We start from the raw sequence: 14,701 nt of genomic DNA on the forward strand, positions 1-14,701 counted from the left end.
TCCTACATAAAGTGCTGAATAGTACCACTTTCTAGTAATATATATAGACCTAAGAAAACATAAACAACTAGAGTGATTAAATTACCAAAATTTTGGAAAAATTCTTGGATTTTAGGTAAATTAGTAATCATTTTACTCAACCATGTAATAATGCATAAGAATATAAAAAATAGCATTAGTACAACAGGTACATCCTTAACAGATAATGTCGTGAAAAATGGGACATAGATAGCAAGATTATCAGGACCACAAGTTGCAATGGTAATCATAATTACATTTAAGATTATGCCTTGACCAGGTTTTCCTAATTTCTCCCGAACCTCATTACCCTCATCTTCATCACTAAAATACATTTTTATACCCATTATAATCGGAATAATTCCCAAAAATCCTAAAATCCATTCTTCAGGAATCAGTTTTAACCAAAAGGCAGCAATCAAACTAACTGCTATAAGCGTTCCACTACCAAGTAGCTCTCCTATAAATATTAATTTTTCTTCATGTTTATTTTTATATTTAGCAAAAATAATGATTAGAATTAAAAGATAATCGATATTCGTTGAAATAAATGCGAGTACAGTTGAACCTAATAGTGTGACCATTATAGCATCTCCTCTATATGATATATTATTCATATGACATTTTGTTCATATGAATAATATATCATATGTTAATGTCCATGTAAACGGTTAAACGCAAATTTATTAGTACCTCATTTATTCAAAAATATGCTAGAATTAGTTAATTATCTATTACTTCGGAGGAATTCATATGGACTATCTAACACTGTTACTACCTATTTTATTGTTATCTATTTGGTATATCAGTTTTCACAAAGAACCACGTCAATTAATTAATGGATTTCTGTTCAATATATTTGTTATTTCTTTAATAGGTGTACTCGCTACTTCCCCTATCAATTTTATGAAAAATAGCGCTGTTTTTATTATCATTGTTGGTGCTATAGGCTTAATATTACTTTCAATTGGAACTATTCCATTTTTATTAATTAATACTGGATTAGTCTTTAAGCGCGAAAGCTATTCATTAGCTAACATGCTTGGACTATTACTCGCTATTGTTCTTATCATTCGCTGGTTTGTAACACCTTTAATCAGTACGTGGCCTTGGTATCTTCAATTACCATTTAATTTTGCTTCATTGACTGGCTTATATCTGATGTTCGCTTTTTTAAATTTTTTATCTGTTAGCATTTTATATAGCTTACGACGCCCAAAATATGATCAAGACTATATCATTGTATTAGGCGCAGGTTTAATCAATGGCTATAAAGTTAGTAAACTACTTGCTAACAGAATAAAACGTGCCACCAATTTTGCAGACAAACAAATATTATTAGGCGGTAAACGTCCGATTATTATTTTTTCAGGTGGTCAAGGTAATGATGAATCCATTTCAGAAGCACAGGCAATGCAAAAATGGGCCATCGACAGTGGTTATCCAGAAGAATTTACATTACTAGAAGACAAATCCACAACAACTTTTGAAAATATGCGTTTTTCAAAAAAGATAATTGATCTTGATCATAGAGGAGATCATATTTTATTCAGTTCAAATAACTATCATATATTTCGTGCCGCAATATTTGCACGAATGGTTGGTGTAAATGCTCAAGGAATTGGCGGGAAAACCCCATGGTATTTTTTACCTAATGCGTTCTTGCGTGAATTCATTGCTATCCTAATGCTTCATAAAAATCGCCATTTTATAGTTGTTTTATTACTCCTTTTACTGTCTATTTTTCAACAACTTTTTAAATAGTTATTACTTCAATACTTACTTAAATTAATTAATCTATTTAAAATGATAAACCTTTAATTTGTGTCATATTGACAAACCTCAGTACTATCGTTAGAATTAATTTTTATTAATATCAGTCTTATAAATTAAGTTTTTTTGTTGTAATCTAAGCATTAGCTAATAAAAGCTAATGCTTTTTTTATACAGTTTTTTATAAGGGAGATTTTATTTATGAATGGGATAGATATACACGATAATTTGAAGGTATTACAAGATTTAAAATTTTTAATATATGACTTTAGTAATCATAGGATCGATTTTCACAATTTTGATATTTTAACTTTAGATTTACCTACCAAACAAATTGATTTAGTCTCAGCCTACCAAGCACAAAAAATTGACCACACTATTGAAGAAATAGCATGGTCAATCATTAATGATAATCATTTATAAACGGATTACTTTAAGCAATAATTCAGCTGTTGCTTCCCGCTTTTCTGTTGGTAAAGAAGCAAGATAATTAATCAAATCAAGCGTTGCAACACCCTTTAAATTTTGATTTGTAAAGAAATCAGCTAACGTCATATCTAGTGCTTCAGCAATATCTGATAATTTTTTTATTTTAATATTATCTAGCTTACCTCGCTCTATCAAAGAAATTAAACTAACAGAAGATTTTGATTTTTCAGCCAGTTGCTCAATGGTCATATTCAATAATTTTCGCTTAGCACGAATTAAAATTCCTATTTTTTTAAGCATATTAAACTCCTAATCAGAAAGGTTCTCTTTATGGTAAAGGTTTTTAAAACAATCAAACAGATTATAGTTTATCTTTTTTTAATATATATATATATACAAAAACCTTTTAAGCTGATAAAATAACTTAAGTTTCGTTTAAGCTTTATCCATTAACTCAATTTTCATCTAAAGGGGCAACCTACAAGGTTACTGCCTAATGCTCCTATAAACAATACTGGTATTCGTAATATACCGGTATTGGGGCATCAAAATTAGAAAAAAATTGAATATAGAAAAGTATTGGAGAAAATGATAATGATAACGTGTCCTAACTGCCATTCACAGCAACCAGAAAATGTAAATTTTTGTACAAACTGTGGATTTTCCTTTTCTGTTAATTTAGCCAAAAAAACAAATTTAACTAAAATACAAAATATAAAAGAACCAACAAAATTCCAGCAACAATTCGCACCATCACAAGATCATAAAATGAAAAATATTGAACAAGCTAAAACATTCGCATCAAATTATTGGTCTTATTTCTTAAATGCCATTAAACATCCCACAATTTTAGAAAATGGTCATAAATATTTCGGCTTTACGACGATTATTTTATTCGCCATATTTAATGATATTTTTGTAAAATTAATAATGGATAATGTTGCTAAATCTGTTAATTCGAGTCTATTTTCAGGACTCTTTAATACTCAAAGTACCTATGCGCCAACAATTGACAGTAGTGTCTACGCAAAATTATTTTTCTTAACACTACTAACTTTTGCCATTTACATACTAATTGGATTTTTTGTTCGTAATGTTGTTTTAGGAGATAAAAGTGATACCTTACTTTCATTTACAAATCGCTTTACACACTACCTCATGATCAATCTTGTATTAGCTGTTCTTAGTATGATTTTCATGCTACTTGGAATGAGAGGCCTCGCCGTATTCATGTATGCTTTAATGGCGCTCATCATGAGTATTGCTTTCATTTTATCGATAATTATTGATACAAATCCACTTAAAATAGATAAACTTTACATTGTTGTCATTGGGCAACTTCTATTAGCTTTAGTTTTCATGATTGTTATGTCAGTATTTGCTGTCAGTTTAGCAGCCAACATAGCTTCAATCATCTCTGCAGCTGGATTTTAAGTTTATTGCTTAAACTAATTATAAAAAGTTAAAAAGGCACCAATCAAGTATACTTGATTGGTGCCTTTTCTGCATTTCTGTACTATTAATTATTAACTTTAGCAATCTTACCCTGTTCAATATAAACAGCAAGGATTGATAAATCAGCAGGATTTACACCACTAATACGACTAGCTTGAGCTAATGTTTCTGGTTGAATCTTAATGAATTTTTGACGCGCTTCCGTCGCAATTCCTTCAATCGAATCGTAATCAATATTTGTTGGGATTTTTTTAGCTTCCATACGTTTCAACTTCGCAACTTTTTCTTGTGCTTTTTTAATATAGCCTTCGTACTTAAATTGGATTTCTACTTGTTCAATAATTCTATGGTCTAATTCATGGTCAGGACCTGGAATAAACTTCTCAATGTCTGCGTAAGTTACCTCAGGGCGACGTAAAAATTCATTAGCCAACACGCCATCTTTCAAAGCGGCACTATTATGCTCTGCTAAGAACGCATTCACATCTTCAGTAGGTTTAATACGGAATGATTGTAATCTAGCTTTTTCGGCTTCGATTTCAGCTTTTTTAGCTTTGAAAACAGCCAATCTCTTTTCAGAAATTAACCCAATATCATATCCCTTTTCAGTTAAACGTAAATCAGCGTTATCATGACGTAAGATTAAACGATATTCAGCACGAGATGTTAATAAACGATAAGGTTCATTTGTTCCCTTTGTTACTAAATCATCAATCATAACACCGATATAAGCATCACTTCGATTTAACGTAAAATCTTCGCGGCCTAAAGCACGTAACCCAGCGTTAATTCCTGCCATTATTCCTTGTCCAGCAGCTTCTTCATATCCAGAAGTCCCGTTTGTTTGACCAGCAGTATATAAATTTTTCACTAATTTAGTTTCAAGAGTTGGTCGTAACTGATAAGGAGCCACGACATCATATTCAATCGCATAACCTGGACGAATTAATTCAGCATTTTCAAGGCCCTTAATTGAATGAATAATATCTTGTTGGACTTCTTCCGGCATTGACGTAGAAAGGCCCTGAACGTAAAATTCATCCGTTGAACGACCTTCTGGTTCCAAGAAGAGCTGGTGACGAGGTTTATCAGAGAAACGAACAATTTTATCTTCAATAGATGGACAGTAGCGTGGACCCACACCTTTAATAATTCCTGAGAACATAGGTGCACGATCAAGGTTAGCATTAATAATTTCATGCGTTTTTAAATTAGTATACGTTAACCAACAAGATAATTGGTTTTTGACATCAATATAATCTTCATCAGGTGTTTCAAAACTAAAGTGGTTAGGCTCAACATCCCCTGGTTGTTCATCAGTCACGCTGTAATCAATTGTATTTCCATCAACACGAGGTGGTGTTCCAGTTTTAAAACGTTCCAAATCAAATCCAAGAGCTTCAAGATTTTCAGATAATTTAATTGCAGGTTGTGAATTATTAGGACCTGAGGAATAACTCAATTCACCAATAATAATCTTACCGCGAGCAGCCGTTCCAACTGTTAAAACAACACTTTTAGAACGATATTTTGCCCCAGTATTTGTTACAACACCATGACATTCGCCATCTTCAACAATTAAACTATTGACTGTTCCTTGACGTAACGTTAGATTTTCTTCTTTTTCCATCGTATGTTTCATTTCACTTGAATAAAGATGTTTATCAGCTTGTGCCCGTAATGCTCTGACAGCTGGACCTTTACCAGTATTTAACATGCGCATTTGTACATAAGTTTTATCGATGTTACGACCCATTTCGCCACCTAAGGCATCAATTTCACGTACAACGATTCCTTTAGCTGGACCACCAATTGAAGGATTACATGGCATAAAAGCAACCATGTCTAAACTAATTGTGATAAGTAATGTTTTATTACCCATTCGTGCAGCAGCGAGTGCTGCTTCTGAACCAGCATGTCCAGCACCAACCACAATTACATCATAATCTGGGCCGTCATAAGTTTTAATGTCCATTTATATTCTCCTATTTACTAACAATTATTTACCTAAACAGAATTGACTAAATAATTCTGTGAGTAATTCATCTTTGTAGCTATCACCAGTGATTTCACCAAGTAATTCCCAACTTCTAGTCATATCAATTTGCACTAAATCGATTGGCATACCGGAAGCAATCCCAGTTATCACATCATCTAAAGCAGTCTCAGCTTGGTTTAACAAGCCAATATGACGAGAATTAGTAATCATAACTGTTGTTTGGCTATTTTCAATTCCACCAAAGAATAAGTTAGCAATTTTTTCTTCAAGTTGCTTCATACCTTCATGTTTTAAGACAGAAATAGAAATAATCTCCGTCGGATCAACCATACTTTCTAATTCTTTACGATCTAGATTTTCTGGTAAATCAGTTTTATTCAAGATAACAATTCGTTTATCATTCTGCGTTAATTTAATGAGTTGCTTATCTTCAGCAGACAAAGGTTCATTGCTATTCAAAACAAGCATGACTAAATCAGCTTGAACAATTGCTTCTTTCGAACGTTCAACCCCAATTTTTTCAACCTTATCTTCTGTATCACGAATACCGGCAGTATCTACCAATTTCAAAGGTACACCCATAACGTTAACGTATTCTTCAATCACATCACGCGTTGTTCCAGCAACATCAGTTACAATAGCTTTATCTTCATGTAATAAATGATTCAAAAGACTCGATTTACCAACATTAGGACGGCCGATTATGGCGGTAGCTAATCCTTCACGTAATACTTTACCTTGTTGCGCTGTTTGTAGTAATTCTTGAACATATTGCTTAACATCACGTGCTTTTTCAAGCAATAATTTAGTCGTCATTTCTTCGCCAGCATCATATTCTGGATAATCAATATTAACTTCAACTAATGCCAAAACATCTACGATATCCTTACGTAAATTACGAATTAAACGTGCTAAATTACCATCTAACTGATTCAGTGCAACTTTCATTGAACGATCTGTTTTAGCACGAATTAAATCCATAACCGCCTCAGCTTGAGATAAATCAATTCGACCATTTAAAAATGCTCGTTTTGTAAACTCGCCAGGTTCAGCTAAGCGTGCCCCATTACTTAATAATAATTGTAAAATTTGATTCGTTGGTACAATACCACCATGACAGTTAATTTCAATCACATCTTCGCGTGTAAATGTTTTAGGCGCTAACATAACTGAGACCATAACCTCATCGACTTCTTCATCCGTTTTGGGATTTAAAATATGTCCGTAATTAATGGTATGGCTATCAACGTTACCTAAATTTTTTCCTTTAAATACATTATTAGCAATTTGAACAGCATCCTCACCACTTAATCGAACAATTGAAATGGCTCCTTCACCAGGTGGCGTTGATATAGCGGCAATTGTATCAAATTCTGTTAATTCTGGCATATCTTTAAATACTCCCTTCAAGTGCTTATCATCAGTTAGGTAATCTTATTCTTTAAATTTTTTCAAACAAAAAAAGGGCCCACTCCACGCCCTAAAAGGACGTGGATAAAGCACCTTCACTACTTTATCTAGTATTAAGTTCAATGCCAATAATATACTTTTTTTACCGACATTTGTCAACAAGTCTGTTCGATAATTCTAATTCATTAACCGCGAATACCGCGATTTTCCAATTTATTAGTAATCACTTTTAATTCATTAACATAACCAAGATATTCTTCTTCAGTCATATCAAATGAAGTGAAACAATTCGACATCTGTTTCATAATTCTATTTTTACTTCTTTTAGCTTTCTCAGTTAATGAGACATTCACACGACGTTCATCTTCAGGATCTCTAGTCCGAAGAATCCAGTCATCCTTTTCCATACGTTTTAAAAGTGGTGTCAATGTTCCGTTATCTAGATGTAACTTCGCACCAAGTTCTTTCACCATAACAGGTGACGTTTCCCACAATGAAAGTAACGTGATATATTGCGGATACGTTAAACTAAATTCCTTCAGTGATTCGGTATAAAATTTATTGTAATCTTTTTGTGCTGTGTAAATAGCAAAACATAGTTCATCTTCTAATTTTTCTGGATCATGTTTTAAAGCCATAGGTGGGGACTCCCTTCTATTACTGACTATTTTTTATTTTTAGGCGCTACAATTACTGAGCGCTTAGGTTCTGTTCCTATCGATGTTGTTTTGATTCGGTTATTTCGTGCTAAATAAAAATGAATTTGTTTACGTTCATTAGCAGGCATCGGGTCTAATTGTACTGTCTCACCCGTTCTAATAACATCTTTGGACACTTTAATTGCAAGTCGCTCAATCGTTTCTTCGCGGCGTTTACGATAGCCACCAACATCTAAAATAACATTCATTCTGCTAACTGCTTTTTGGTTCATATTAACTTGTGCTAAATACTGCAAAGCATTTAAACTCTTACCATGCTTACCAATTAATAATCCTTGTTTACTCGTATTAAAATCGTATGTTACCTGACGGCGTTCAAATTGGACGTTAATTTCTGTATCAATACCCATTAATTCTGTAATGTCGGCCAAATAATAACCAACATCATGAACTGCTTTTTCATTAAGTTGACTTCTAGCTGATTTTTCTGCTGCCGTTAGAGGTTTTGATATAACACTATCTTTTTTTTCATCAATAATTTTCTTGCTTACCGGTTTTTCTGTTATTTTTTTTTCAATTAATTCAACTTCCGCCTTTTGGCGGCCAAAAAATAAAAATCCAGACTTACCTTCATTGATTATTTTAATTTCAATCTGTGTTTTTTCAAGCTTTAATGCAGCCAAACCGTTACTCACAGCTTGATCAACATTTTTTCCAGTAAATATGGGCATGTTCATCCTCCAAATATAATTATCATCGTTATATTATAGCACTAATTGGCCCCTTATCTATACCCTTTTTCAGAACGATTTTTTTGAAAAGTTCTTTCATTTGACAAAATCTATAGGACTCAGCCTATAATGAAAATGCTAAATATAAAAACTTGGAGGATTAATTCTATGAATAAATTAACAGACACATATGAATTAGCAAATGGTGTCAAAATTCCAGTTGTTGGTTTTGGTACTTGGCAAACACCAAGCGGCGATGTTGCTAAAGCATCAGTAAAATCAGCATTAGCTTCTGGTTACAGACATTTAGATACTGCTGAAATGTACCACAATGAAAGTAGTGTTGGAGAAGGTATTGCCGAAAGCGGTGTTGCTCGTGAAGATATCTTTTTAACAAGTAAATTAGCTAATACAGATCATACGTACGATGAAACACAAACAGCATTTGCACAAACATTAAAAGATTTAGGTGTTGATTACCTTGATTTATTTTTGATTCACTGGCCAAATCCTGCTGCTTATCGTGAAGATAATTGGGAAAGTCATCTTCAAGAAACATGGCGTGCATTCGAAGATCTTTATAACGAAGGTAAAATTAAAGCCATTGGTGTTTCTAACTTCCGTCCTCGTCATTTTAAAATTTTGGAAGAAACACAAACAATTACACCAATGATTAACCAAATTAGATTAGCTCCTGGCGATACTCCCAAAGAGACAATTGATTATTGTCACGAACATAATATTCAATTAGAAGCTTATAGCCCATTAGGAACTGGTGCTATCTTTGCGGAGCCAACAATGGTTAAAATTGCCAATCGTATTGGTCGTAGTGTTGCACAAGTTACCTTACGTTGGTCATTACAAAATGGATTCTTACCACTTCCAAAATCTGTTCATGCTGATAGAATTGAAGAAAATACTCATTTATTTGATTTTGAATTATCTGATGAAGACATGGCAGAAATCAACTCTCTAGATGGCGTTGTTGGTTATGCTCAAGATCCAGATACAGCAACTTTCTAAAATGTTTCACGTGAAACAAAAATGCGTAGCCAGATATATTCTGGCTACGCATTTTTAGTTATCTATAGTTTGAAGATGCATTAGGCATGACTATTGCACATATGATGTAGACAATAATACCAGGGAATGCCGCACTCAGGACACTTAAAAGAACGTACCCTATTCTTGTCAGTGTTGGGTCCCAGTTAAAAAATTCAGCAATACCACCGACAACACCAGCGATAATTCTATTATTAGATTTTGTTAATTTTCTCAATTTTAATCCTCCTCTTGTTAACCTTTTATATAATTATATCCAAAATAAAAAACCAAAGCCACTAAATGGACTTTGGTTTTCAAAAATTACTTTTTGTTACGGCCTTTATAAGCTTTCTTTTTCGCTTTTTTAATAGCCTGTACTTTTTCTTTTTCAAGACGTACTTTTTCTTCACGTTCACGTGTAATTTTAAACGGATTATTAATTAACAATGTTTGTCCAACTGAGAATGCATTGGTAATAACCCAATATAATGACAAGGCTGATGGTAAGTTAACAGCTGTCACAAGAATCATTATTGGTGTACCATAAACCATCATCGTTGACATTGAGTTAGCTTCAGGTTGGGACATAACACCCAACTTAGAAACAAAATAAGTTAAGATTGCAGCAAAAATTGGTAAGATGAAATACGGATCTTTATCACCAAGCTGTAACCATAAAAATTCACCCGTCTTCAAAACGTTTGTTCTCAAAATAGCTTGATAAAGAGCTAATAAAATCGGCATCTGTACTAATAGTGGTAAACATCCAGCAACAGGATTAATGCCTGCTTCTGCATATAATTTCTGTTGTTCTTCACGTAATTTTTGAACAGTTGCAGCATCTTTACCAGAGTGCTTAGCTTGAAGTGCCTTCAATTGAGGTTGTACTTCAGCTGTTTTACGCATACTTTTTGTTTGATAAATCATTAATGGTAATAAAATAACTCTAATGATTATGGTAAAGATGATAATACCAACACCATAGTTTCCACCAAATAATTTTGAAAGGAAAATAATAGCCTTAGAGAAACTAAGAATGATACCGCCATCCCAAATTCCTGTACTATTTTCCGTTATTGGTGTTGTACTACATCCCGCTAGGACTAACATTAACCCCAACATACTTAATAGGACTAAAAATCGCTTACTCTTCTTTTTCACAAGAATACCCTCGCTCACTTTATTAGTCTAAAATTTTAGCTATTTTTAAAACATGTGTTAATTGTTTCTTTGATTCCTCTTGTGACAACCAAGCAACAGATGGTCTAGCAATAACCAAAAAATCACAATCTTGTTTAAGATCTGGTTTCAATTCTAACAATGATTGACGAATACGACGTTTAACCCAATTACGAGCAACAGCATTCCCAATACGTTTTCCAACTGAAATTCCGACTCTAAAATGAGCTTGTTCTGGTTTTTCCATCATATATATAACATACTTTCGGTTCGCACAAGATTGACCTTTTTTAAAAACGGTTTGGAACTCTGCTTCTTTTTTAACGCGATATGATTTTCTCATGTAATATCTCCAGTTAAATAGATACTGTATCTTTGTAATAAAAAAAACCACTGAAATCAGTGGTCTATGCAGACAATACTTTTCTACCTTTACGGCGTCTACGTGCTAAGACGTTACGGCCGCCTTTTGTACTCATGCGTTTACGGAAACCATGCACGCGTTCACGGTGACGTTTTTTAGGTTGGTATGTTCTTTTCATAATTTAGGCACCTCCTTAAATACTTAATGTTTCAACTAATCGGTATCTTGATAAAAATAAGATACCAGTGACGTCAATTTCACTTACCGGAATATAATACCATACTTCTTTCTTCTATGAAAGAAAATTATTAGAATTCAATGTAATTTAGTTATCCACACTTTTTCACTATTTATTTTTTAGTTGTGGATGAGTTGTGAAACACATCTTGTCGTCCACAACTCGGAACACACACTTTTTCACAATAAACAGCCTGTTAATAAGTTATACACACCCTTAACTAAAAACTGTTAATAACTAATGAAAACCTTTTAACAACATGCTTTATTTCAATCACTGATTTGTGGATAACATGACAAACAGGGCTGTGCAATCTTTTTATGCCCACCCCTGTGGAAAACTTATTAATGCCCCTGTTATTATTTTTTACACAATTTTTTAAACCTGTGGAAAACTCTTCTTTAAAATGCTAAACTGTAGTTACGATTTATTTAAACAAGGAGGCTTTTTGTGCTTACTCTCGAAAATTTATGGACCTCACTGACCGATTATTTCAAAACGCAACTCAACCCTGTTAGTTACGAAACTTGGATTTCATCAGCTGAACCAAAACAATTTATTAATAACGACCTTATTATTGAGCTACCCTCCCAGCTACATAAAACTTACTGGATACAACATTTAGCACCAAAAGTTGTTGCGTTTCTTTACGAATCAACTGGTGAAGAAATCAATCCCGTTTTAAAAATAAAGGGTGAATTAACCGCGGGCGGCCAATCAACTATGGCATTATCAAATAGTTCAAACTCTAATAACGATAATGTCCCTACCTTTATGCGTGATGCCAAATTAAACGATAGATATACCTTTAGTACGTTCGTTACTGGAAAAGGTAATCAGATGGCCCATGCTGCTGCTTTGGTTGTTTCTGAAGAACCTGGGCGCTTATACAACCCGCTCTTTTTCTATGGTGGCGTTGGTTTGGGTAAAACCCATTTAATGCACGCAATTGGTCACCAAATGCTTCAAAACAATCCTGATGCAAAAGTAAAATACGTTACAAGTGAAGCATTTACTAATGGCTTCATTAACTCACTTCGAAATAATACGCCCGAAGATTTCCGAAAAGAATATCGTAGTGTTGACCTCTTACTGGTGGATGATATTCAATTTTTTGCCGATAAAGAATCAACGCAAGAAGAATTTTTCCATACATTTAACTCTTTATATGATGATAAAAAACAAATCGTTTTATCATCTGATCGTTTACCAAACGAAATACCAAAATTACAAAAACGTCTTATATCTCGCTTTAAATGGGGTCTTTCAGTTGATATAACCCCTCCTGATTTAGAAACTAGAATTGCTATTTTAAGAAATAAATCCGATGCTGAAAATCTTGAAATACCAGATGATACATTAAGTTATATTGCTGGCCAAATCGATTCGAATATTCGTGAACTTGAAGGAGCTTTAGTTAGAGTACAAGCATACGCGACCTTATCAAACTCAGAAATAACAACGAGTTTAGCCGCCGATGCCTTAAAAAACTTAAGTTTAAAAGATAAATCAAATGAAATTTCAATTGCTATTGTTCAAGATCGGGTTGCTAAATATTTCCATGTTACTGTGGGCGATTTAAAAGGTAAAAAACGTGTTAAAGCAATTGTTATGCCACGTCAAATTGCTATGTACTTAAGTCGCGAACTTACCGACAATTCTTTACCAAAGATTGGATCTGAATTTGGTGGTAAGGATCATACAACGGTTATTCATGCTCACGAAAAAATTGCTGTGATGTTAGAAACTGATGACAAACTTCAGCGTCAAATTTCAGATCTTAAGAGTGAACTTAATCAATAATAGTTGTGGACAATTGTGGATAAGGTAGCTTGTTTACTCACAGGTTATCCACATGTGAATTCTTTTATTTACATGGTCTCAACGTATTTCTTAACATGATTAACAGGCCCTACTACTGCTTCTATTCTTTTATTACTTAATTAATAACTAAACTTACCGGAGGATTTACTATGGAATTTACAATTAATCGATCAGCGTTCATTAAACAATTAACAGATGTTCAAAGAGCTATTTCTTCAAAAACAACAATTCCTATATTAACGGGTATCAAAGTTGTCTTAACTGCTTCTGGTTTACTTTTAACAGGTAGTGATGCAGATGTTTCTATTGAAACTTTTTTATCTGTTGAAGATGAATCTAATAACTTAACAATTGAATCAACTGGTGAAATTGTGCTACCTGCACGTTTCTTTAGTGAGATTGTTAAAAAATTGCCACAAGATACTTTTTCATTAACAGTAACTGATGGTTATCAAACTGAAATTACTTCTGGATCAGCTTCATTCAATATTAATGGGTTAGATGCAAATAACTATCCGCATTTACCAGAAATTGATACTGATGATAATTTAATTTTTTCAGGATCAATCTTAAAACAAATTATTAGTCAAACTGTTATTGCCGTTTCTAATCAAGAAAGTCGCCCTATTTTAACAGGTGTTCATTTTGTCATTGAAAATGGCGAGTTTTTAGCAGTCGCAACAGATAGTCATCGTTTGAGCCAACGTAAAATTACATTGGAAGGCGCAAACGACGCAAAATATGATGTTATTATTCCTGGTAAATCTTTAGTAGAATTATCACGAATGATTGACGATTCTAATCCTGATATTGAAATGCGTATTTCAGAAAACCAAGTACTCTTTATTCTTGGAAATACCTCATTTTATTCACGTTTATTAGAAGGAAATTATCCTGATACAAGTCGTTTAATTCCTAAAGAATCAGCTACAGACATTGAGTTTAATGCGCCTAAATTATTATCAGCAATTGAACGTGCGTCATTACTATCACATGAAAGCCGTAATAACGTTGTTAAACTAGCGATTAATACCGCAGAACAAAAAGTTGTCATTTATAGTAACTCGCCTGATGTTGGTAATGTTGAAGAAGCTCTAGAATTTAGTAATTTATCAGGGAATGATCTTGAAATTTCGTTTAATCCAGACTATATGAAAGATGCTTTAAGATCTTTTGGACAAACTGAAATTAAAGTTGCGTTTACACAACCATTACGACCATTTACCCTAGTACCAACTGAAGATACAACACAATTTATTCAATTAATTACACCAGTTCGAACATTCTAATTAACTGTTAGTGTATGAATAACTAATAAAAATAGAGTAAAAGCAGCCACTAAAACTGCTTTTACTCTATTTTTTTAGATAAATTTAATTAAAATTAAGAAATGAACTTTACAGTTTGGTTTTGACTAAAAAAACAAGGCAATAGTTAATTGTAGTCATTTAATTAAAAATATAGCCTTTTAAGTAATTTTAGAGTAAAAAGACTAATTAAAACTTAAATCGCTTAAATCGGCTTAAAATGAGATGTGAAATTGTAATTTAGCGAAAAAAAAGGTATAATAGAAAAGGA

At 33.1% G+C, this 14,701-nt stretch carries 16 protein-coding genes; 6 read left to right on the forward strand and 10 right to left on the reverse strand.

The window, feature by feature from the left end:
- Window positions 1–2: 2 nt before the first annotated feature.
- Entirely contained in the window at window positions 3–602 is a 600-nt protein-coding gene (locus ACE83Q_RS05990) for a cadmium resistance transporter (RefSeq protein WP_409021833.1), read from the reverse strand.
- A 169-nt stretch (window positions 603–771) separates the two neighbouring features.
- Between ACE83Q_RS05990 and ACE83Q_RS05995 the strand changes: the two genes are divergently transcribed.
- Together ACE83Q_RS05995 and ACE83Q_RS06000 are read left to right on the forward strand one after the other, a co-directional pair.
- Window positions 772–1,782 carry a YdcF family protein gene (locus ACE83Q_RS05995; RefSeq protein WP_409021834.1) on the forward strand — a complete coding sequence of 337 codons (1,011 nt, stop codon included), beginning with the start codon at window positions 772–774 and terminating at the stop codon, window positions 1,780–1,782.
- A gap of 210 nt (window positions 1,783–1,992) precedes the next feature.
- Complete coding sequence (locus ACE83Q_RS06000; RefSeq protein WP_409021835.1) at window positions 1,993–2,214, forward strand: hypothetical protein; 222 nt, start codon at window positions 1,993–1,995, stop codon at window positions 2,212–2,214.
- Here the strand turns inward: ACE83Q_RS06000 and ACE83Q_RS06005 are convergent.
- Window positions 2,209–2,520 (reverse strand): helix-turn-helix domain-containing protein, encoded by a 312-nt coding sequence (locus ACE83Q_RS06005; protein ID WP_409021836.1) that lies wholly within the window; start codon window positions 2,518–2,520, stop codon window positions 2,209–2,211. The two genes, ACE83Q_RS06000 and ACE83Q_RS06005, sit on opposite strands and share 6 nt — an antisense overlap.
- 294 nt (window positions 2,521–2,814) lie before the next feature.
- On the opposite strand from ACE83Q_RS06005, the gene ACE83Q_RS06010 reads away from it, so the two are divergent.
- Window positions 2,815–3,654: a DUF6574 domain-containing protein gene (locus ACE83Q_RS06010; RefSeq protein ID WP_409021837.1), complete on the forward strand. Its 840-nt coding sequence runs from the start codon at window positions 2,815–2,817 to the stop codon at window positions 3,652–3,654.
- 85 nt (window positions 3,655–3,739) lie between these two features.
- On the opposite strand, the gene mnmG is transcribed toward ACE83Q_RS06010, so the two are convergent.
- The 4 genes from mnmG to jag form a co-directional block, all read right to left on the reverse strand.
- Window positions 3,740–5,650 (reverse strand): tRNA uridine-5-carboxymethylaminomethyl(34) synthesis enzyme MnmG, encoded by a 1,911-nt coding sequence (mnmG, locus tag ACE83Q_RS06015; RefSeq protein WP_409021838.1) that lies wholly within the window; start codon window positions 5,648–5,650, stop codon window positions 3,740–3,742.
- A gap of 24 nt (window positions 5,651–5,674) precedes the next feature.
- Window positions 5,675–7,063: a tRNA uridine-5-carboxymethylaminomethyl(34) synthesis GTPase MnmE gene (gene mnmE / locus ACE83Q_RS06020; protein WP_409021839.1), complete on the reverse strand. Its 1,389-nt coding sequence runs from the start codon at window positions 7,061–7,063 to the stop codon at window positions 5,675–5,677.
- Between the two features lie 206 nt (window positions 7,064–7,269).
- The gene (locus ACE83Q_RS06025) at window positions 7,270–7,722 is read right to left on the reverse strand and encodes a MarR family winged helix-turn-helix transcriptional regulator (RefSeq protein ID WP_409021840.1); all 453 of its coding nucleotides are present in this window, start codon (window positions 7,720–7,722) and stop codon (window positions 7,270–7,272) included.
- Between the two features lie 26 nt (window positions 7,723–7,748).
- Window positions 7,749–8,474: an RNA-binding cell elongation regulator Jag/EloR gene (gene jag / locus ACE83Q_RS06030; RefSeq protein WP_409021841.1), complete on the reverse strand. Its 726-nt coding sequence runs from the start codon at window positions 8,472–8,474 to the stop codon at window positions 7,749–7,751.
- 168 nt (window positions 8,475–8,642) lie between these two features.
- Between jag and ACE83Q_RS06035 the strand changes: the two genes are divergently transcribed.
- On the forward strand, window positions 8,643–9,497 hold the full coding sequence (locus ACE83Q_RS06035) for an aldo/keto reductase (protein ID WP_409021842.1): 855 nt from the start codon (window positions 8,643–8,645) through the stop codon (window positions 9,495–9,497).
- A gap of 58 nt (window positions 9,498–9,555) precedes the next feature.
- On the opposite strand, the gene ACE83Q_RS06040 is transcribed toward ACE83Q_RS06035, so the two are convergent.
- From ACE83Q_RS06040 to rpmH, 4 genes are all read right to left on the reverse strand, one after another.
- Window positions 9,556–9,753: a PspC domain-containing protein gene (locus ACE83Q_RS06040; protein ID WP_409021843.1), complete on the reverse strand. Its 198-nt coding sequence runs from the start codon at window positions 9,751–9,753 to the stop codon at window positions 9,556–9,558.
- 86 nt (window positions 9,754–9,839) lie between these two features.
- Window positions 9,840–10,640, reverse strand: a complete 801-nt coding sequence (yidC, locus tag ACE83Q_RS06045; RefSeq protein WP_409021845.1) for a membrane protein insertase YidC — start codon at window positions 10,638–10,640, stop codon at window positions 9,840–9,842.
- Between the two features lie 61 nt (window positions 10,641–10,701).
- The gene (gene rnpA / locus ACE83Q_RS06050) at window positions 10,702–11,040 is read right to left on the reverse strand and encodes a ribonuclease P protein component (protein ID WP_409021846.1); all 339 of its coding nucleotides are present in this window, start codon (window positions 11,038–11,040) and stop codon (window positions 10,702–10,704) included.
- A gap of 64 nt (window positions 11,041–11,104) precedes the next feature.
- A complete protein-coding gene (rpmH, locus tag ACE83Q_RS06055; RefSeq protein WP_057974157.1) occupies window positions 11,105–11,239 on the reverse strand; it encodes a 50S ribosomal protein L34 in 135 nt (44 codons plus the stop codon).
- 510 nt (window positions 11,240–11,749) lie between these two features.
- Between rpmH and dnaA the strand changes: the two genes are divergently transcribed.
- Window positions 11,750–13,102 (forward strand): chromosomal replication initiator protein DnaA, encoded by a 1,353-nt coding sequence (dnaA, locus tag ACE83Q_RS06060; protein ID WP_409021847.1) that lies wholly within the window; start codon window positions 11,750–11,752, stop codon window positions 13,100–13,102.
- 170 nt (window positions 13,103–13,272) lie between these two features.
- The gene (dnaN, locus tag ACE83Q_RS06065) at window positions 13,273–14,412 is read left to right on the forward strand and encodes a DNA polymerase III subunit beta (RefSeq protein WP_409021848.1); all 1,140 of its coding nucleotides are present in this window, start codon (window positions 13,273–13,275) and stop codon (window positions 14,410–14,412) included.
- The last annotated feature ends 289 nt before the right edge of the window (window positions 14,413–14,701 follow it).

This window comes from Dellaglioa kimchii, from assembly GCF_046115505.1.
Classification (GTDB): Bacteria; Bacillota; Bacilli; order Lactobacillales; family Lactobacillaceae; genus Dellaglioa; species Dellaglioa kimchii.